At 68.0% G+C, this 20,277-nt stretch carries 18 protein-coding genes; 7 read left to right on the plus strand and 11 right to left on the minus strand.

Features of this window, described 5'->3' with window-relative positions; translation table 11 throughout:
- Positions 1-102 precede the first annotated feature (102 nt).
- Entirely contained in the window at positions 103-1,194 is a 1,092-nt protein-coding gene (locus RTM68_RS04540; RefSeq protein ID WP_312168654.1) for an AI-2E family transporter, read from the minus strand.
- Positions 1,191-2,207 (minus strand): diacylglycerol kinase family protein, encoded by a 1,017-nt coding sequence (locus RTM68_RS04545; RefSeq protein WP_312168657.1) that lies wholly within the window; start codon positions 2,205-2,207, stop codon positions 1,191-1,193. Before RTM68_RS04545 ends, RTM68_RS04540 begins: the two co-directional genes overlap by 4 nt.
- Before the next feature lie 353 nt (positions 2,208-2,560).
- Here RTM68_RS04545 and RTM68_RS04550 point away from each other — a divergent pair, with 353 nt between their 5' ends.
- From RTM68_RS04550 to RTM68_RS04560, 3 genes are all read left to right on the plus strand, one after another.
- Positions 2,561-5,032, plus strand: a complete 2,472-nt coding sequence (locus tag RTM68_RS04550; protein ID WP_312168660.1) for a LuxR C-terminal-related transcriptional regulator — start codon at positions 2,561-2,563, stop codon at positions 5,030-5,032.
- A gap of 74 nt (positions 5,033-5,106) precedes the next feature.
- The gene (locus tag RTM68_RS04555) at positions 5,107-5,331 is read left to right on the plus strand and encodes a hypothetical protein (RefSeq protein ID WP_312168663.1); all 225 of its coding nucleotides are present in this window, start codon (positions 5,107-5,109) and stop codon (positions 5,329-5,331) included.
- Positions 5,332-5,366: 35 nt separating this feature from the next.
- Entirely contained in the window at positions 5,367-7,721 is a 2,355-nt protein-coding gene (locus RTM68_RS04560) for an arylsulfatase (protein WP_312168666.1), read from the plus strand.
- 63 nt (positions 7,722-7,784) lie between these two features.
- Here the strand turns inward: RTM68_RS04560 and RTM68_RS04565 are convergent, their stop codons facing one another.
- Genes RTM68_RS04565 through RTM68_RS04585 form a run of 5 tightly spaced genes read right to left on the minus strand, consistent with a single transcriptional unit; the run spans position 7,785 to position 11,702 of the window.
- Positions 7,785-8,501, minus strand: a complete 717-nt coding sequence (locus RTM68_RS04565; protein WP_312168669.1) for a GAP family protein — start codon at positions 8,499-8,501, stop codon at positions 7,785-7,787.
- Between the two features lie 40 nt (positions 8,502-8,541).
- On the minus strand, positions 8,542-8,880 hold the full coding sequence (locus RTM68_RS04570) for an SHOCT domain-containing protein (protein WP_312168672.1): 339 nt from the start codon (positions 8,878-8,880) through the stop codon (positions 8,542-8,544).
- 4 nt (positions 8,881-8,884) lie between these two features.
- Positions 8,885-9,322 (minus strand): DUF6325 family protein, encoded by a 438-nt coding sequence (locus tag RTM68_RS04575; protein WP_312168675.1) that lies wholly within the window; start codon positions 9,320-9,322, stop codon positions 8,885-8,887.
- A 13-nt stretch (positions 9,323-9,335) separates the two neighbouring features.
- A complete protein-coding gene (locus RTM68_RS04580; RefSeq protein WP_312168678.1) occupies positions 9,336-10,007 on the minus strand; it encodes a GAP family protein in 672 nt (223 codons plus the stop codon).
- Between the two features lie 3 nt (positions 10,008-10,010).
- Entirely contained in the window at positions 10,011-11,702 is a 1,692-nt protein-coding gene (locus RTM68_RS04585; protein WP_312168680.1) for a SulP family inorganic anion transporter, read from the minus strand.
- A 74-nt stretch (positions 11,703-11,776) separates the two neighbouring features.
- Here RTM68_RS04585 and RTM68_RS04590 point away from each other — a divergent pair, with 74 nt between their 5' ends.
- A complete protein-coding gene (locus RTM68_RS04590) occupies positions 11,777-12,670 on the plus strand; it encodes a formylglycine-generating enzyme family protein (protein WP_312168714.1) in 894 nt (297 codons plus the stop codon).
- 55 nt (positions 12,671-12,725) lie between these two features.
- The gene (locus RTM68_RS04595; RefSeq protein ID WP_312168682.1) at positions 12,726-13,556 is read left to right on the plus strand and encodes a mechanosensitive ion channel family protein; all 831 of its coding nucleotides are present in this window, start codon (positions 12,726-12,728) and stop codon (positions 13,554-13,556) included.
- A 21-nt stretch (positions 13,557-13,577) separates the two neighbouring features.
- Here RTM68_RS04595 and RTM68_RS04600 read toward each other — a convergent pair whose 3' ends face one another.
- Positions 13,578-15,212 carry a SulP family inorganic anion transporter gene (locus RTM68_RS04600; protein WP_312168684.1) on the minus strand — a complete coding sequence of 545 codons (1,635 nt, stop codon included), beginning with the start codon at positions 15,210-15,212 and terminating at the stop codon, positions 13,578-13,580.
- On the minus strand, positions 15,209-16,189 hold the full coding sequence (locus RTM68_RS04605; protein WP_312168687.1) for an HAD family hydrolase: 981 nt from the start codon (positions 16,187-16,189) through the stop codon (positions 15,209-15,211). Before RTM68_RS04605 ends, RTM68_RS04600 begins: the two co-directional genes overlap by 4 nt.
- Before the next feature lie 173 nt (positions 16,190-16,362).
- Between RTM68_RS04605 and RTM68_RS04610 the strand changes: the two genes are divergently transcribed.
- Positions 16,363-17,766, plus strand: a complete 1,404-nt coding sequence (locus RTM68_RS04610; RefSeq protein WP_312168691.1) for a DUF1254 domain-containing protein — start codon at positions 16,363-16,365, stop codon at positions 17,764-17,766.
- On the opposite strand, the gene RTM68_RS04615 is transcribed toward RTM68_RS04610, so the two are convergent.
- Positions 17,767-19,380 carry a DHA2 family efflux MFS transporter permease subunit gene (locus RTM68_RS04615; RefSeq protein ID WP_312168693.1) on the minus strand — a complete coding sequence of 538 codons (1,614 nt, stop codon included), beginning with the start codon at positions 19,378-19,380 and terminating at the stop codon, positions 17,767-17,769.
- 25 nt (positions 19,381-19,405) lie between these two features.
- Positions 19,406-20,068: a zinc ABC transporter ATP-binding protein AztA gene (aztA, locus tag RTM68_RS04620; protein ID WP_312168695.1), complete on the minus strand. Its 663-nt coding sequence runs from the start codon at positions 20,066-20,068 to the stop codon at positions 19,406-19,408.
- Between the two features lie 49 nt (positions 20,069-20,117).
- Between aztA and RTM68_RS04625 the strand changes: the two genes are divergently transcribed.
- Positions 20,118-20,277, plus strand: a 160-nt coding sequence (locus RTM68_RS04625) for a metal ABC transporter permease (protein WP_312168718.1), incomplete at its 3' end; no start/stop codon positions are given.

Here is a 20,277-nt window from a genome sequence, read left to right on the forward strand (position 1 = left end):
TTCATCGGGCGAGCTGGGTGTCGCCAGTGATTCGTTGACATGAGTCTGTGGACGAGCTCCACGGGCGTCCTCACCCGCACCGGGTGAGATGTGGCAGCGCTCTCACGGAGAGCCGGCCGAGGACCCCGAGCTCGACAGCCATCGCAGCCACCGCTGGTCCGGATCGCCGTCGAGGATCAGCGCCCGGGCGAGCAACGTCAGTGGCACCGCGAGGATCGCGCCGAGAGGACCGATGATGAACGTCCAGAAGATGACCGAGAAGAACGTGAGAGTGAGACTGAGGTCCACGGCGTCGCTGACGAACTTCGGCTGCACGAGAACCTGCAGCGTCACGTTGATCACGATGTACAGCGCGATGACGACGAGCGCCAGTTGCCAGCCGCCGACGGCGAGGGCGAGCACAGCCGGCGGGATGAGTCCGAGCACGAACCCGATGTTCGGCACGAAGTTCGTCACGAAGGCGAGGATCGCCCAGACGAGCGGGGCGGGCACCCCGAGCGCCCAGAGCGCGAGTCCGTCGATCACGGCCACCACAGCCCCGAAGGTGGCGTTCACCACGTAATAGCGACGGATGCCGGAGTTGAACCGCGTGATGCGCTGCACGCGTGCTCGATGGTCCGCGACAGGGGCCACGGAGGCGCCGGCATACCGCGCGCCGTCTGCCGCCATGAAGATCACGTAGGCGAGCACGAAGAACAGCGCCGTCAGCACGCCGATCACCGAGCTCCCGACAGACCCGGCAGCGGCCAGGAGCGACGTGGGATCGATCACCGACGCGGCGCCCTCGCCCACGCTGGCGTCGAGACCGAGCGACGAGATCCACGCCTGCACATCGCTGACGAGTCGGCGCAGCTCGGGCGTCGACTCGGCCACGAGCTGGCCGAATCTGCCCGCCGCGAGGGCGAGCAGCGCGAACATGCCGGCGATCACGGCGTAGGCGAGCAGGATCACGACCGTCGTCGCCGCCCAGGAGGGCCACCCCGCCCTCTCGAGCGGGTGGCGCACAGGGTGGCAGATGATCACGATCACCGCGGCGAGCGCCAACGGCCCGACGAGCTCACGTCCGAGTGAGACACCTGCCAACACAACGACTGCCGCCGCCAGCGCGAGCAGGATGCGCAGTGATGACGGAAGCCCGTGCGAGACCTCGACAGCGTGCCTGTCGACGGCGTCCGGGGCCCGTCGAAACCTCATGTGCTCGCCTCGGCCACCCGGCTCGGCACGATGACGGTCAGATCGCCGTGCTCGACCCAGGCATGGAGCGCGAGCGCCTGCCCGATGACGTCGCCGTCGATCTCGAGGCGGTGCGGGGTATCGCTCCGCAGCCGGATGTCACGGGTGGTGCGGTAGCTCATCGCCCGCACCTCGTGAGCGAGGCCGAGAACCCGAGGGCCGAGGCTCGCGCGGCGAAGGACGCCGTTCTCCCAGAAGATCTTGACCACGATCTGCAGCCAGCCGAGGATCGACGTCGGCCGGAGGACCAAGACCTCGAAGTTCCCGTCATCCACCGACGCATCCGGCATGAGCAGGATGTCGCCCTGCAGGGTCCCGCAGTTGCCCACCATGATCGTGTGGCAGCGCACGCGGTGGGCGCGTGCTCCGTCGAGGCTCATCGTCATGCTCAGCGTCTTGCGCACGCGCATCACCCGCAGGGTCGCCGACACGTAGGCGAGCCAGCCGACGCGCTTCTTGAGCACGGGGTCGGTGGCGTCGATCATCCGCGCGTCGATCCCGATGCCCGCCATCACGAGGAAGCATCGCCGGTCGACGCTCTCGTCGTCACGCAGCACGTCGACACGACCGACGTCGATCGCCCGGGGCGATCCGGTGAGGGCGACCATGAGCGCAGCATGGGAGTCGCCGGTGTTCATCGCGAGATTGCGCGCCAGCAGGTTACCGGTCCCCGCGGGGACGATTCCGAGCGGGACGCCGGTGCCGACGAGCGCCTCTGCCACGGCTCGCACGGTTCCGTCTCCGCCCGCGGCGATGACGAGGTCACATCCGTCCGCGACGGCGTCGCGAACCATGCCGGTGCCGGGGTCCTCAGCCGTGGTCTCATACCACCGCGTCGTCACGGCCTCGGATATCTCCCCGCTCACCGTCTCGATCGCTCGGCGCAGCGCGGCGGCAGCGATCTTCGTGGGGTTGACGACGACCCCGATGATTCGAGCCTCACCGGAGCTCGTGCCGTCGATCTCGGAGCTCACGTCGTGGCCCCGCTGAGGAGCCCCGTTTCGAGACATGCTCCAGCGCCCGCTGCCGCGGCATCGATCGGGAAGACCATGAGATCGACCATGAATGGTGCCCTTCCGTGCGGTGCGTTCACTCGAGCGATGCCTCCGAAGCGTCGGAGAGCGCGCTCCTGACCTGTCGACAGTCTCGAAGCCCCGGAGACCCCGCGGCTCACCCGATCGGGGTGAGCTTCGAGTCCACTGCCGACGGAGATCTCGTGTCGAGACGGTCGCATCGCGAAAGACCTCTGGCGGCGCGATAAATCACCCTGCTAGCCTGGCCGCACTCGGGGGAGATCAGGCACACGCGATTCTGTAAGGGGTATGCGGTGAAGACGATCGACCGGAGAACGAGGGCGGAACACGCAGAGGTTCTTCCTCACAAGCGCGGCACCCGTCACCTGCACCGAGCGCGCCTCGATGAGCCCCTGACTCAGCTGCTCGACGGTGACGCTCGGATCCTGACCGTGTGGAGCGCTGCAGGCTCCGGCAAGACTGCCCTTCTGACCGAATGGGCCCACCGACTCAGCGGGCATCACCCGGTGCGATGGTTCGACGGATCCGCGTCTCTCGGCGACGAGACCTCTGCTGCCGCCGATGAGTGGGTTTTCATCGACGATGCCCATCTCATGGACCCCGGCACGCTCACCCACCTCTTCGACAGCGCGGTCGGATCGACGAGGCGTGTGCTGGCCACCGGGCGGTTCCAGCCGGTGGCCAGCCTGGCCCACCTCGCGGCCTCGGGCGCCCTCGTCGAGGTACGAGGCGACGATCTCGCCTTCACCCCCGAGGAAGCCTCCGAGCTCGCGGCATTGCACGGCGTGCATCTCGGCGGGGCGACAGCGACGGCACTGGTGACACGCACCGCCGGATGGGCGACGGGTATCGCCTTGGCGGTGCCGAAGCTGCTCCACGGCGACGTCGACGACGTGATCGATCGGTTCGTCGCCGATTCCCGTGCGGTGGGCGATTTCCTGTCGACCGAAGTCCTCGACCACAGCAGTTACGACGAGGTGGAGGTCCTGCTCGCGGGGGCGGTGGCTGCATCCATACCCGCCGAGCTCCTCGTCGAGCTCACCGGAAGAGCGGATGCCCGGCTCGTCGCCGAGCGCATCGCATCGGAGAATCCGCTGCTCACCGTCCGCGACGGACAGGTGTCGTTCCATCCGGTGCTGTTCGCGTTCCTCCAGGCGGAGGGGCGGCGACGCGATCCCGGACTGCTGTGCGAGAGCCACGGGTGGGCAGCGCTCTGGTACGCGGCACGAGATCACCCGGTCGAGGCGCTCGAGCACGCGCTGCGCAGCGAGAACACGTCGCTGAGCCGCAAGCTGGTCGAGCGGTTCGGTCTGGAGCTGGTTCTCGGCGGACACGGCGCCCTCGTGGAGGAGGCACTCCGGGCACTGCCTGCGTCGGCCGACACCCTCGGCGTGCTCGTCAGCCGATTGCTCCTGCAGATCCCGTTCTCGACCGATCCGCTGCTCTGGGCCCGACTGATCCACGATGCTCGCCAGCACGATCACCCGCGATATCGAGGCACTCTGTGGCCGACAGCCCTCGAGGCGGTCGAGTGCTTTCCCCCGGACGACGACTGCGCCAGCCGCGAGCTTCCCGACCTTCGCGCTCCGCGTCACCTCGCCGCCCGTGGGAGGTCTCTGCCGCTGGACCTGCTCTGCACCCTCGCCGAAGCGCAGATGCTGCGGTGCTCCGGCGAGGTCCGCGACGCGATGGCCACCGCGGGTCGAGTCGTGGAGACCGCCGGCACCGCGGGATACCAGTGGCTGCAGCTGCACGGTGCCGAGCTCTACTCGAACTGCGCGATCGAGCTCGAGGAGTGGGAGAAGAGCTCCACGATGGAAGAGCGCGTGGCCGAGCGCGGCATCACTCTCGCTCCGGGCATGAGCGATCCGGTGCGCGCCGCGGCCGTCATCGTCCGTGCCAGCCGCGACTACCAGCAGGGCGAGCCGCTCCCCCGCGAGCTCGACGACGTCGTCTCCGCGCGCGGCGGAACAGACGACGCCATCGCCGTGCCCGCCCGGGTGCTCCAACTCCTCGTGAGCCTCGATGCCGACCACGATTCGCTGGACTCCGCCGATGAGCTCGAGAGGATCCTGCGCGCGTCGGGCGCGCGCTTCCCCCGTCTGGTCGCTGCGTCCTCGCTGCAGCTCGTGGCACTGCGCTCCACGCAGGATGAACTGCCTGTGGCCGTGGCGTTCGCGAACTTCGCCGAGGGGATGCTGGGCGGCGACTCCCTCGAACTCGCCAACGTGCGCTTCATCCTGGACTCCCCCTCCCGCTCCGAGCGCGACACCGCGCTCACCCATGCGATCGCCCGCGGGGCGCGCAGCTGGCATCCGAACGCCGTGGTGGGCGCTTCGCTGCTTCTGGCCGAGTCCGCTCACACGGCCGGACGCGAGCCGGTCTGCATCTCGCACCTCACGACCGCTCTCACGCACGCCAAACGTTTTCGCACGGTGCGCCCGTTCCTCATGCGCGGCGCGTCCGGCGCTCGTCTGACGGCACTGTACGACGGACGCTTCGGCCATCTGAACGCGCTCTCGTCCACCGTGGCGCGTCTGGCGAGAGTGGCGCCGGCCGCGCCGGGGCTCGCCGTGGCGCTCACCCCGAAAGAGCACGACATCCTCGTCGAGCTGCCCGTCCACCAGAGCGTCGCCGACATCGCTGCCGGGCAGTACCTCAGCGTCAACACCGTGAAGACGCATCTCCGCAACATCTATCTGAAGCTCGATGCCACCGGTCGCAGCGAGGCGGTCAGACGGGCGACGGAGCTCGGACTGCTCTGAGTCGGTCTCCCGCTCGCGCACAATCACCTCAGACGGGTGAAGTGCCCTGGCGTCCACTCGATGAGCATGTATCCATGGGGGCCGCAGACTCACGCTTCATCAAGCACTACGAGATACGCCTGCCCTACGCGCGCTCCGACACCCTCGCCGCCGCCTTTCCCGAACTCGTGGCCGTGCAGATCGATCCGAGCACGACTCTGCTCTCGGGCCCGATCCGCGACCAGGCGGAACTCCATGGTCTTCTCATGCGCATCGCGGGCATGGGCCTGGAGATCACCGAGGTGCGCCAGAAGCCCTGAAGATCCCCACAACCGACCGAAGGAAAGCGATACCCATGAGCGAAAACCTGCCCGGCTCGATCCTGCCGCTGCCCGACCGCGAGTATCAGGGAGCGGTGGCCTTCGATGCGAAGAAGTCCGAGACCGACTTTCCGCCCCTGACGGCGAAACGACCGCCGAAGAGCGCGCCGAACGTGCTGATCATCCTGCTGGACGATGTCGGTTTCGGCGCCTCGAGCGCCTTCGGCGGCCCGGTGCACATGCCGACGGCGGAGCGGCTCGCGGATGCCGGACTGAAGTACTCCCGTTTTCACACGACGGCGCTGTGCTCTCCGACGCGGGCAGCCCTGCTCTCCGGACGCAACCACCACGCCGTCGGCATGGGGCACATCACCGAGACCGCGACCCCGTCTCCCGGATACCGCTCCACCCGGCCCAACTCCGCCGTGCCCCTCCCCGAGATCCTGCGACAGAACGGCTACAACACCGCCCAGTTCGGCAAATGCCACGAGGTCCCCGTGTGGGAGACGGGACCCACCGGACCCTTCGACCACTGGCCGGCGTTCTCGGGCTTCGAGCGGTTCTACGGATTCATCGGCGGCGAGACGAACCAGTGGACTCCCGCCCTCGTCGACGGTGTCACCGCCGTCGAGCCGTCGACCGCAGACGGCTACCACCTGATGCCGGACCTCGCCGACAAGGCGATCGAGTACGTCCGCCAGCAGAAGAGCCTGACGCCCGACAAGCCGTTCTTCATCTACTTCGCTCCCGGGGCCACACACGCGCCGCATCATGTGCCGCAGGACTGGATCGCGAAGTACAAGGGCGCGTTCGACGAGGGATGGGACGCCCATCGCGACAAGACGTTCGCGCGGCAGATCGCACTCGGGGTCATCGCGCCGGATTCGGAGCTCACCGCACGCCCCGAGGGCCTGCCCGCCTGGGCCGACGTCCCCGCCGAGCGCAAGCCCATCCTCGCCCACCAGATGGAGGTGTACGCGGCGTTCCTCGAGTACGCGGACTTCCACACCGGTCGGGTGATCGACGCACTCGACGAGCAGGGCATCCTCGACGAGACCCTCGTGTACTACATCATCGGCGACAACGGTGCGAGCGCTGAGGGCGGCATCAACGGCGCGTACATGCTGACCACGGCCTCGAACGGCGGCGGCGAGCTCGAGACGGTGGAGTTCTGGAACGAGCATCTCGACAAGGTCGGTGGCCCCGAGGCGTACAACCACTACTCGGTGGCGTGGGCACACGCGATGTGCACCCCGTACCAGTGGACGAAGCAGGTCGCGTCGCACTACGGCGGAACACGCAACGGAACGATCGTGCACTGGCCCGCGGCCATCGAGGGTGCCGGCGAGGTCCGCGACCAGTGGCATCACGTCATCGACATCGCACCGACGATCCTCGACGTCGCGCGGCTCGCCGAGCCGCACACCGTCAACGGGGTCACGCAGATCCCCATGCACGGGGTCTCGATGGCCTACTCGTTCAACGAGGCGGATGCCGACGAGCGGCACGTGACCCAGTACTTCGAGCTCATGGGCAATCGTGGCATCTACCACCAGGGGTGGACCGCGCAGACCAAGCACCGGACTCCGTGGGATGTGGTGTCGAAGGCCCCGGACTTCTCCGCCGACGTCTGGGAGCTCTACGACACCTCCGTGGATTGGACGCAGTCGAACGATCTCGCGTCGACCCATCCCGAGAAACTGGCCGAGCTGCAGCAGCTCTTCCTGATCGAGGCCGCCAGGCACAATGTGTTCCCGCTCGACGACCGAGCGGCCGAGCGCATGAACCCGGCCATCGCGGGACGGCCGACGCTCGTGACCGGTACGTCACTGCGGCTGTACCCCGGCATGATCCGTCTCGGCGAGAACGTCGCTCTGAACGTGAAGAACCGCTCGTACAGCGTCACCGCCCAGGTGACCGTACCCGACGACTCGACTCTCGACGGCGCGATAGTCGCGCAGGGCGGACGCACAGGCGGATGGTCGTTCTTCGCCGAGGACGGCAAGCTCGGATACCACTACAACTACTGCGGACTGTTGCGCTCGACGGTGATCTCCGACCGCGCGATCGGCAGCGGCGAGCATCTCGTCCGGGTCGAGTTCGCCTACGACGGCGGCGGAATCGGCAAGGGCGGCGATGTCGCCCTGTTCATCGACGGCGAGGCGGTGGGGACGGGTCGAGTCGAGCACACGCATCCGCTCTACTACTCCTTCGATGAGGGCATGGATGCCGGCGAGGACACCGGCATGCCCGCGTACGAGGGATACCGCGAATGGGGTGGCAAGTTCAGCGGGACGCTCGAGTGGGCCGAGGTCGCACTCGGCACGGACGACCACTCGCATCTCATCGACCCCGAGGAGCACCTGAACGCCGCGCTGCGGCACCAGTGACCTGTCGACGAAGAACGGGTGCCCTCCGCGTCAAAGCGGAGGGCACCCGTTCCCTTCTCTCCCTCAGAGCAGTCCGCTGATGCCTTTCTGCAGTTGCAGGACGGCGATCACCAGGAGCAGTGCCGCGTTGAGGACGTTGGTGTGCGTCGCCACCCAGTCACGGAGCCGATCGAGACTCGGCTGCGCTGCCGGCCCGCGCAGCAGGACGTAGACGACCGGGATCGTGATCGGCAGGATCGACACGATCCAGAACACCACCACCACCGCGACGAGCGGCCCCGCATCGAGGCCGGCCAGCGTGATGTCGAGGGCCGCGAGCAGGGCGCAGGACGCATCGACCGGATTGAGGACGAAGATGCCCACCCCGAGAGCCGCCGAGCGCCCGGGACGGAAGGTCGAGACGGTCTGCAACCATCCCGGAAGCTGCGGTGCCGCCGCAACGACCGCCTGCGGGGTGGTCGCCTCGGCCATCGCCTTCACATGCGCATGTCCGCGGCGGTAGACCCAGAGCGCGGCCGCGAGGAGGAACAGCGCCAGGAGGATACGCAGGAGGTCCGCCCAGAGCGGCGGCTCCTTCACCTGGTGCACCTCGAGCACCGCGAAGAGCCACAGTCCCAGAAGCAGCACGCCGATCGTGCCGACAGCCCACCCGATCAGGAACGCGACTCCGTTCCTGCGCGCGTTCTTCGACACGAGGATCGCCACGAGGGCCATGATCGCAAGAGGGCTCAACACGATCCCGATCGCGACGGGGATCAGTTGCAGGATGAGTTCGCCCATGGTGGCGTCGTCTCAGATCCGGGTGGTCGCAGGCTCGGGGCTACCCGAGGAGGCGCGCCTTCGCCGTGTCGAACTCTTCGGGAGTGAGCGCACCCGACTCGCGCAGGGCCGCGAGCTTCTGCAGTTCGCCGACGAGGTCGACGCTCCCTCCCGCGCTCGGCGGCGCGCTCTGGGCGGCGACGGCCGACTGGGCGGAGACATCGATCTGCGCCTGCCGCTGAGCGGCCTCGTACTGCTCCTGCTCGTACTCGGCTTCCGCCTTCCTCTGCTGGTGCGCTCGCATCCCTCCCGTCACCGCTCCCGCTGTGCCGGCGACCACGGCCGTCCTCGCCGCGAGTCCGAGGAGTCCCGGGCGACCGAATCTTCTGATGAAAGGCATCGTGCTACTCCTGTTCCGCGCGTGCGACGGCGTCGATGATGGCGTTGACGGTGGGGGCCGGAATCCGCTCGGTACGCAGCACGACGCCACCTGCGGCGTCGAGACTGCTCGCGAGGGACCGCGCCCACGTGAGCTCGAGAGCGACGAGCGCCGCAGATCCACCCGGCGGGATCTGCTCGGCGAACTCCACGATGTCGTCGTCGGCGACGAGCCCGGATGCCCCGAACTCGACTCCGCCGAAGCCGTAGGCCTCGCTCTCGTCCTCGATCTCGGTCACGGTGATGTCGCCCTCCTCCGAGCGCGAGACGATCAGCAGATCGAGCAACCGGATCAGATCGCCGTCGATGAGGTCCCGGAGGGACGACATCACGGCGGGGTCGGGGTGGTCACCCTCGAAGCCGACGAGGTAGAGCTCGACCGGTCCATAGGCGAGATGGGTCATGTGTGGATCCTTTCTAGAAGCTTGCGAACGACTTGCCGATCATGGAGACGCCGATGACGAGCAGCAGAACCGCCATGATCACGGCGTTCTCCTTCTGCAGCCAGTCACGGAGGGCGTCGAGGGGGCCGCGCAGCTTCTCCGCGGCGACGAGGTAGGCGATGACGGGGACGGCGACGGTGGATGCCGCGATGACGACGAACACGATGATCACCACGACGAGGGATCCGACGTCGAGCGCCGCTCCCCCGATCGCCACCCCGGCGCCGGCGCCCATGAGCAGGTTCTTCGGGTTGAGTGCGGAGAGCAGGAACCCGAGCCCGAGGGCGACGGGGAAGGTGACCTTGTCGATGGCCTGCATCCACTTGGGCAGCACCGGCGCCGCGCCGTCTCGTGGCCGGCCGCGCCACTGCCGCAGCGCCACCAGAAGGAGTAGCAGCCCCAGGACGAGTTGGATGATGCCCTTCACGGGCGCCGAGGCGTCGGAGTCCTCCTCCGGCAGCACCGAGGAGATCAGCGTGAAGACCACCACGGCCACGGTGATCCCGATCACCCAGCCCAGGAGGAACCCGACGCTGGTCACTCGCGCTTTCGGCGAGAGCAGCATGAGGATGGCCGCGATGATCGGGATCGGACTGATCGCGATGCCCAGTGCGAGCGGCAGCGTCTCACCGATGACTGAGAGCATGGTCTACCTCTTCCTCTTCTCGGAGGGCGCGTCTGCGGTCGGTGCGAGAGCCGCCAGCGCCTCCCTGTTCGTCGAATACACCCGTTGATCCGTGAGCAACCCCAGATGCCGCAGGCGTGCCATCGTGTCGCCACGCACTCGGCTGAACGACAGCGAGACCTTCTTCTCGGTGAGCGACTCCTGCAGGGCCGCGAAGGACTCGGCCCCGGTGACGTCGACATCGGTCACGGCCTCCATGTCGATCACGACGTGCTCGACCGTTTCGGCGCCCGCGCTCTCGACCGCGCCTTTCACCGCCTGCGAGAACACATCGCCGTTGGCGAAGAACAGCGGAGCGGCGAGACGGATGACGATGACGCCGGGGGCCGTGGTCGTCCCCTGCGGAGCATCGGTGAGAAGGGACTCACTCGGGTCACCCGTGGCCTCGAGCACGTCGATCGCCGGATTGGCCGCGCGCTTCGCTAGGTTGATGAGCGCGAGGACGAACGCCACCACGATTCCCGCGATCGAGCCGATGAACAGCGTGACGAGGAAGCAGACCACGCCGATCGCGAATTCGAAACGATCCTGACGCCAGAGGTCGATGAAGTCACGGATGCCGAGAAGCGGGATGATCGCGACGGCCACGATGGCGCCGATCGCCGGTGAGGGGATGTCGGCGAGCAGGGCGGTGCCGAACATGACCAGCAGAAGGGTACCGACCGCGAGCACGAGCGACGGCAGTTGCGTGCGCGAGCCCGCCTGATCCATCGCGGCTGTTCGTGACGTGGAGGAGCCGACGGTGAAGCTCGCGGACGCTCCGGCCATGATGTTGCTGACACCGAACGCGAACAGGTCTCGATTCGGCCTGGTCGGGTAGTGCCGCTTCTCGCCGTACGACCGCGACACGAGGAGCCCTTCGGCCGTCGTGATCATGGTCAGTGCGATGGCCGAGGGCACGAGAGCCAGCCACATCGACCAGTCGATGACCGGCCAGCTCAGCTGCGGCGGCCCTGCGGGCACCTCACCCAGCACGGCGACGCCTGCGTTCTCGGCACTCGTGACCACCACGACGACCGTCGCGACGATCAGCACGACCAGCGCCCACGGCACCACCGGCAGCAGCCTGCGTCCGCCGATCAGCACCGCGACCGCCGCAGCGGCGATGAGTACGGACCACCCGTTGGCCGTGCCGATCCCGCCGAAGAGCTGCCCGACCTTCTCGACGAACTCGCCGCCCGAGTCGATCTTGACGCCCAGCATCTTGGCGATCTGGCTGACCATGATGTCGAGCGCCAGGCCACCGACGAAGCCGATGAGGATCGGCTTCGACAGGAAGTTCGCCAGGAAACCGAGTCGGAAGAACGACAGCGCGAGGAACATCACTCCGACGATGATCGCCTGCGCCAACGCCAGCGTCGCGTAGTCGGCGCTGCCGGCGACGGCGAGGCCGCCGATCGACGACGCCACGAGCGCGGCGGCCGCGGCGTCGGGCGACGCGACAAGCTGGCGGGACGAGACAGTCAGCGCGTACACGATGGTCGGGAGGATCAGCGCGTAGAGCCCCGCGGTCGGGGGCAGACCGGCGATCTGCGCGTAGCCGATGTTCAGCGGAACGGCGATCGCGAGCAGCGTGACGCCCGCGAGGAGCTCCCGGGTGACGTTTCGCGCGGTCACTCCCGCCAATGGTCTCTGCACGGCTCTCCGGTCGGTCACGGCGTCAACCTCGCAGACGGGGCGATGGCGCCGCGATACCGATATTTCGCAGTACGGTAGGCCGCATGGACGACATGGTGCGGATCCCTGCCGGCACATTCTCGATGGGCTCCGACGAGTTCTACCCCGACGAACGCCCCGTGCACGAGCGCGAGATGGACACCTTCCTCATCGACCGGTTCGCGGTGACGAACGCCGACTTCGCGCGGTTCGTGGACGACACGGGCTACGTGACGGTCGCCGAACGCCCGCTCGATCCGGCAGGCTTCCCCGGAGCCGACCCGGCCGATCTCGTGCCCGGCGCCATGGTGTTCACCCCGACCGCAGGACCGGTCGACCTCGCTGACTGGCGCGGCTGGTGGCGATGGCAGCCCGGTGCGCACTGGCGGCAGCCCTTCGGACCCGACTCCTCGATCGACGAACGTCTGACGCACCCGGTCGTGCACGTCGCCTTCGAGGATGCCGAGGCGTACGCGACCTGGGCCGGCAAGAGGCTGCCCACCGAGGCCGAGCACGAGTACGCCGCCCGCGGCGGGCTCGAGCAGGCGCGATACTCCTGGGGCGATGAGACGTATCCCGACGGCATCCCGCGCGCGAACTCCTGGATCGGGCACTTCCCTTACGAGAATCGCGGATGGGGCGGCACCGCGCCCGTCGGCTCGTTCCCGCCGAACGGCTACGGCCTGCATGACATGACCGGCAACGTCTGGGAGTGGACCACCGATTACTACACGCCGAGACACCTGCGGTCGGGCGATGCCGGCGTCGACCCCGGCACGCGGACCAACCTCCTCGCCCTCGCCAGCGCGGAAGAGGGATTCCCCACGATCCCCCGTCGAGTGCTCAAGGGCGGATCGCACCTGTGCTCTCCCGAGTACTGTCTGCGCTTCCGGCCCGCAGCCCGGTCGCCGCAGGCAGAGGACACGGGAATGTCTCACATCGGGTTCCGGTGCGTGACGTCGGCCTGACGGATTCGCTCCTTGCTCCTCGTGCGCCGACACTGTCAGCTTGTACCGTGATGTCATGGATCTGAGATCGCTTCTGCCGGATGACGTGAAGTGGTGGGACCTGCTGATCGCTCTGGCGATCGTGATCGCGGGATGGCTGCTCTCGCGATACGCGCGCAAGGGCGTCCTCGCGCTGCTGCTCCGCACGCCGGGCATCACCGAGACGGTCGCCCACGTCGCCTCACGCATCTGCGGGTACCTCCTCGTGCTGCTCGGCGTCGGCATCGGGTTCGCCGTGCTCGGTGCGAATGTGCAGCCCCTGCTGGCGATCGTCCTTCTCGTCGCGGTCGTACTCGCGCTGGTGCTGCGCGGAGTCGCCGACAACTTCGCGGCGGGCGTGCTGATCCAGGCCAGGCAGCCGGTCAAGCTGGGTGACGAGATCCGCGTCGAGGGGCCGGACGGTCTGCTCGTCGGCACCGTGACCGAGTTGAACTCCCGCTCGGTGGTGCTCGTGACGCAGGACGGCCGCACCGCACACGTGCCGAACGCCAAGATCCTCGGCGACTCGATCATCAACGATTCGACGCACGGCGCCAGGCGCAGCGAGGTGCAGGTGCGGGTGGATCGCCGGTCGGCAGCCGTCGATGCGCTTCTCGATGAGATCACCGCAGCGACGACCGAGGTCGAGGGCGTCCATGCCCGCGAGCACGTGCGCGCCCTGCCTGTGGCGGTCTCGCCGGAGCGTCTGACCGTGCGTGTGCTGTTCTGGCACCATCCCGCCCATGCCGTGACCGTCACAGCCGACGTCGTCCGCGCGCTCGCGACCTCTCTCGAGGCATCCGGCATCAGGGCCGCGGTCACGAGCGAGTCGGCATCCGCCCCGCTGACTCCGCCGGACTCGATCTGACGAGCCCCCATCGGCTCTGGCTCACACCGTCGCATCGGCGATCCCCTCCCCGACCGTGGCATGCACGCGCCCCTGCTCGGCGAGTCCGCGATACCACGACGTCTTCGCGGCGACGGCGCCGGCACGCGTCGGCAGAGCGGCGACATGCAGCACGATGCCGGCCGCGCTCAACTCCCTGTCGAGATCATGCAGCGCATCGAGGACCGTGATCGTGATCGCATCCATCCGCTCGAGGTCCAGCACGACGGCCGAGACCTGCGGCTGCTGCGTCGTCGCGAGATCGACGATCGCCCGCTCGTTCGCGAGCGCGTTCGCGGTGTAGAGGCCCCGTCCCAGATGCACCGCGATGACGTCGCCCGACCTGGCTGTGATCGACAGCCGGGGCGTATTGAGCTCCCGGAGCACCAGCACCAGGGTCACGATCACGCCCACGGCCACCGCGACGAGCAGTCCGGCCGAGAGCCCGACGAGCGCGACGACCAGAGCGATCCAGAAGTCGACCGGGCTGATCCGCGACCAGCGGATCAGCTGCGGGACGTCGATCAGTCCGACGACCGCGACGAACACCATGGCGGCGAGCGTCGCCTGCGGCAGCAGCGAGAGCACGGGACCGAGGAACAGCGCGACGAGCACAGCGAGCCCGACCGTGACGAGTGTCGAGACCTGGGTGCGCGCACCCGCGTTCTGATTCACGGCGCTCTGCGAGAATCCACCGGCCGCGGGCATCGACGAGAAGAAGGACCCGACGACGTTCGCCGCGCCGGTCGCGAGCAGCTCCTGGTCGCTGTCGATGGGCGGCTCAGCCGGCCTGCGGATGCCGCGAGCGACGGCGGTGGATTCGAGGAACGCCATCACCGCGATCGCCAGCGCACCGGGCACGATCGCTCCGATGCTCGAGAAGTCCGGGAGGACCGGCGTCGGGAAGCCGGAGGGCACGGGCTGGATCAGGTCGACCCCGAGGCGGTCGATTCCGGCGATGGCGACGAGCAGGATCCCCCCGACCACCACGATGAGCGTTCCGGGGATGGCGGGCGCCAAGCGCTTGAGCACCACGAGGAGAGTGATCGAGGCGACCGAGAGCACGACGGTGGGGATGTTCGCGCCGTCGAGTGCCTGCGCGACCGCCACCAGCGAACGGACGAACCCATGCCCCGAGAAGTTCTCGGATTCACCGAGCAGCTTCGGGAGCTGACCGACCGCGACCGTCGCACCGACACCGATCTTGAGCCCGAGGACGGTGGCGCCGGAGATGTTCTCGACCAGCCCGCCGAGTCGCGCGAGCCGCGCGAGCACCAGGAAGACCCCGACCAGCAGCGTCAGCACCATCAGCGTGCCGAGCGGGTCGTCGGCGCCTGCGGCCACCCCGGCCGAGACGAGAGTCGTCGCCGTCAGGGTCGCGATGGTCGAGGTCGTCGACACGCTCATCGCTCGCGACCCGCCGAGCAGGGCGTAGACGACCATCGGAACGATGCACGTGTACAGCCCGACCTGCACGGGAAGGTCGGCGATCGTGGCATAGGCCATCGCCTGCGGCACGACCACCGCTCCGGCGGCGAGGCCCGCGACGATGTCCTTCGACAGCCAGGCGCGGTCGTAGTCGACGAGAGTGGGTGCGAACCATCTCCGTCGAGCGCGGATGCTCGGAGCCGAGGTCATCCGGAGGTTCCCTCGGGCAGTCGCTCGCCGGAGAAGACCGTCGACCAGTCGCGCTCGACGCTGATGAGGGTGTACCCACGATCCGCAGCTGCGGCGAGGGCCTTCTCGGCACCGGCGTCGTAGGGCGGGTCGTCTCTCGTGTCGTCGTCGTGGTGCACCAGGAGCGCGAGAGCGTCGCGGTCGCCCGCGAGGGCGAAGTCCAGCATCGGCATGTCGCCGTTCGAATTTCCCACGGCCAACAGCGGCCGTCGTCCGATCCTGCTCCAGATCCGCACGGGCTTCTCGGGTCCGTCGTCGAGGAACGAGAAGGAGTTCCCGTAGCGCACCCGCGCGGACTCACTGTCGTAGGTGAGCCCGATCGCCGATCCGATCACCCGCTCGGGCGGGATCCCGTATGCCCGCTCCGACATGGGCCGCATGAAGTCGCGGTCACCGCCCGAGACGATGTAGCAGGTGAAGCCTCGGCGCTCGAGATACGCGAGCAGCTCGCGCATGGGTTGATACGTGGTGTCGAAGTACGACGTGCGCCGCACGGGATGGCGAGCATCCGCGAAGAACGCGGCGACCGACGATGCGTACTCTTCGACGTCCATACCGTCGGTGAGAGCGACGATCGCGGCGATGATGGCGCGGAGGTCCTCATCGTCGCCCGCGTAGTGCCGGTCGATCGCCCGGCCGAGCCAGGCGAGGTCATCGCGCACCACCGCCAAGTAGGGCTGCCTCTCCGCGAGGGTCGGATCCTTCCTCGCCGCAGCGGCCCAGCGCTCGACGATGTAGTGCAGCTGAGCCGGCATCGGCTTCTCCGACCACAGCGTCCCGTCGTTGTCGAAGACCGCGATGCGCTCGTCAGGTGGCACCGCGTTCACTCCTGCCGTCGAGCGCGTCACGAAGTCCTCGATCGCCCGGCGCGCAGGGCCGTCTTGCCAGGAGGGCAGTTCCCGCTCGCCGGGGGCTCCCTCCTCGAACTGCTGCGGCATGGTTGCGCTCCCTCGACCTCCGGACGTGATCGCACCGATCCTGCCGAGTCGCCCAGCGGAGCGCGCCACCCGCAATGGGTGATTTCCTGCGGACACACCTCCGCCTAACCTGGCCTGACCTGCGGGCGGCACCGGCAGTCAGCCCTCGCGAACGGACGACAGGAGACATACGGATGACCATCGATCTGCCCGGACGACTGTTCGATCTCGAGATGGATCATGATCTGCCGGCGCGATCGTCGATCCCCACGGTCTTCGACGAGCTCGACTACCAGCTCGCGTGCCAGGTCTACCTGTGGGCCCTCCCACTCGTCTCCTACGCGCAGTGGAAGACCCAGCACTACGACGTCTTCGGAGCCACCAGCAGCGATCTGGTGCGGTATCTGAGCTACCGCGACCGTCTCGGCCTGATCACCGCGAATGCGACCACTCCGTACATCCTCAACTTCTTCGATCTCTCCGAGACCGGGCCGCTCGTGATCGAGCTTCCTGCGGGCCCCACGGCGGGCGGAGTGTCGGACTTCTGGCAGCGAGAGGTCGGTGCCATGGGCGAGATGGGACCCGACCGCGGCGAAGGAGGAAAGTACGTCATCCTCGCGCCGGGAGTCGCCGAACCGTCGGATCTCGGCGACGACCATCGCGTCCTGCGCTCCTCAGGCGTGAACATCATGTTCGGCTTCCGCACGCTCGATCCTGACCCCGCTCGCGCCGACGCCCTCGTGCATGCGGTGCGGATCTATCCGTACAGCGACCGCGCGGATCCTGCGCCGACTCGCATCGTCTCACCGGACGGGCGGGCGTGGACCGGTGACCAGCCCTGGGGGCTCGACTATTTCACCCGCCTGCACGCGATCTACCAGACCGAGGTCGTCGACGAACGAGATCGATTCCACCTCGCCATGCTCAGACAACTCGGCATCGAGAAGGGCAAGCCGTTCGCACCGGACCAACGTCTGACGCGCATCCTCGAGCAGGGCGCGGCGGCCGGTGAGCTGATGGCGCAGGCGAACACCTTCGCCAAGCGGTTCGAGCAGGGCTCGTACTGGCCCGACCGCGCATGGGAACAGGCGATCGTGCTCGACAACTCCGCGCAGCGAGGCGAGGGATACGACGAGCTGCTCGAGCGCGCATCCTGGTTCTACGAGGCGGTCAGCTTCTCGGAGGCGATGAAGAGTACGACACCCGGGGCAGGCCAGGCGTATCTCGGCGCGTACACGGATGCCGTCGGCGAGTGGCTCGACGGAGGTCGCAGCTACACACTCCATGTTCCGGCTGACGTACCCGCAAAGCTCTTCTGGTCGGCGACCGTCTACGACGTGACGACGCGGTGCCTCATCGACACGCCGCAGCAGCGCGGTGACCGCGGTTCACGCGACCCCGACCTCACGATCAACGACGACGGCTCGGTCGACCTTCACTTCGGCCCTGAAGAACCGGCGTCCGGCCCCTCCAATTGGGTGCAGACGATTCCCGGCACGCACTGGTTCTCGTACTTCCGTCTCTACGGACCGCTGGAGCCGTACTTCGACCGCTCCTGGAAGCTGGGTGACATCGTCGCCGCGCCCGCGGCAGGCTGATCAGTCCGGTACGCCGCTGGCCGACGGCAGCTCCTCGTCCCGACGCTTCGCCGTGCCCGACCCCAAAGAGATCGTCGAGAGAAGCCCGAGCGTCAGGAAGCCGGCCGCCGTCCATGCGGCGAAGCGGGTGCCGTCCGAGAACGCGGCCTTGGCGTCGTCGGCGATGTCGCTCATGTCGGGCTGGGCCTCGAGGCCGCTGATCGCCGCACCCGCGCTGTCGACGACCGACGACACGATCTGGTCCCGCTGCTCGGCAGGCAGACCTCGAGCGTCGAGAGAGGACGACAGGATGCCGGCGGTGCTGGTGAAGAGAACGGTGCCGAGCACGGCGACGCCGAGCGCGGCACCCAGCTGCCGCGACGTGGACTGCGTTCCGGATGCCGCTCCGCTGTCCGCCACGGGGACGTCGGCGAGCACCACTCCGGTCAGCTGAGCGGTGGCCAGCCCGACGCCGAGGCCGTAGACGAAGAGGAACGGGATCAGCGGCACCCACGAGGCATCCGGTCCGATGACGAAGCCGACGCCTGCTACCCCGATGACCTCGGCGACGAGTCCGGCCCGCACGACCCACACCGGTGCGATCCTGCCGCTGGCCGCGCCGGCCGCGCCGCTGGCGACGAACGATCCGATCGCGAGCGCGAGCAGCAGCAGACCGGTCTGCAGCGCATCGAATCCGAGCACGAACTGCAGCCACAGCGGCAGAGCGAGGATGATGCCGAACTCGCCGAGCGACACCACGGTGGCCGCGATGTTGCCGTTGCGGAACGACGGGATCGAGAAGAGACGCAGCGCGAGCAGCGTCGACTTCCCTTGACGTCCGCGGTGCACGCCCCAGGCGACGAAAGCGATCAGGGCGATCACCGCGAGTGCGAAGGCGATCGGGATGGGCGAGAGATCGAACGGCCATGTCCAGCCGCCGATCGTGAGCCGCTCGTCGACGAGCCACCACCCGTAGGTGCGGCCCTCGATGAGCCCGAACACGAGGCTGCCCATGGTGACGACGGAGAGGATGGCGCCGACCACATCGATCTTCGAGGTGCGGTCGCTGCGAGATTCGGCGACAGTGAGAAGCACGCCGATGACGATGATGATCCCGAGCGGGATGTTGATGCCGAACGCCCACCGCCACGAGAACGCGGTCGTGAGCCATCCGCCGAGCAACGGACCGACTGCGGCCATCCCGCCGATGGTCGATCCCCACACCGCGAAGGCGATCCCCCGCTCGCGTCCGCGGAACGTCGCGTTGATGATCGAGAGGGTGGTGGGCAGGATCATCGCACCACCGACACCCTGAGCCAGGCGGGCGAGGATCAGCATCCCGCCGTCAGGAGCCGAGGCCGCGAGAACCGAAGACGCCGCGAACACGATGACGCCGATGACCATCACCCGTCGCCGACCGAATCTGTCGGCGAGGCTGCCGAAGACCAGTAGAAGTGCGGCGAACACCAGGGTGTACGACTCCTGGACCCACTGCACCTCGGTCGACGTGATGCCGAGGTCGTCGACGATGGCCGGGATCGCGACGTTCACGATCGTCGAGTCGACGATGATCAACGAGACAGCGATGCTGATGAAGACCAGGCCCACCCAGCGCAGACGTTCGTATCGTTCCATGACTACTAGCTTAGCTAGCAAAACCTCAGGACGGGTCGAGTTCGGAGATGATCCGCCCCTCGCGCAGCCGGACGGTGCGATCGGCATCTCCGAGCAGTGCCGCATCGTGCGACACGCACGCGATCGCGACCCCACGACTCACCTCCTCGCGCAGCACTGAGCGGATCCGCAGGGCACTCTCGGCATCCAGTCCTGTCGTGGGCTCGTCGAGCAGGAGCACATCGGCACGCCGGGCAAGCCCCTGGGCGAGCAGCGCGCGCTGCTGCTGCCCGCCGGACAGCGCGGCGAACGGAGTGGCTGCGAGACCCTCGATCCCCAGTCGCCTCATCGAATCCTCGATGAGCTCGCGCGCCTCGGCATCCACGCGACGCCACCAGCCGAGGCGCCCCCAGACCCCCACGCTGACGACGTCACGCACCGTCACGGGGAGGCGCTCGGAGATGGCCGCACGCTGCGGAACGAATGCGATCGCCCCAGAGATCGATCGGTCCCCCATCCGCTGCTCGCGCGTCCCGGCCACCACTTCGAGAAGGGTCGACTTTCCGGCCCCGTTCGGACCCGCGATCACTGTCAGCACACCCGCCGAGAGCTCGAGGTCGACACCGCAGAGCACATCACACCCGTCGAAGGAGACGTGGATGTTCGACAGCCGGACGAGCGGATCGATGGTCATGTTCGGCTGAGTCATGTCTCCAACATACGAGTTTGATAATCATTATCAAAAACCTCTAGGGTCGATGAACGTGACCTCCCATCTCCCTCTCCTCGCCCCGTTCGCGCTCGATTTCGTGCAGCGCGGGCTGATCGGCGGCTCGCTCGTCGCGGTCCTCTGCGGTGTCGTCGGCACCTGGGTGGTCATCCGCGGCATGGCCTTCCTCGGCGAGGCACTCGCGCACG

It is taken from the genome of Microbacterium sp. (genome assembly GCF_031988965.1).
Classification (GTDB): Bacteria; Actinomycetota; Actinomycetes; order Actinomycetales; family Microbacteriaceae; genus Microbacterium.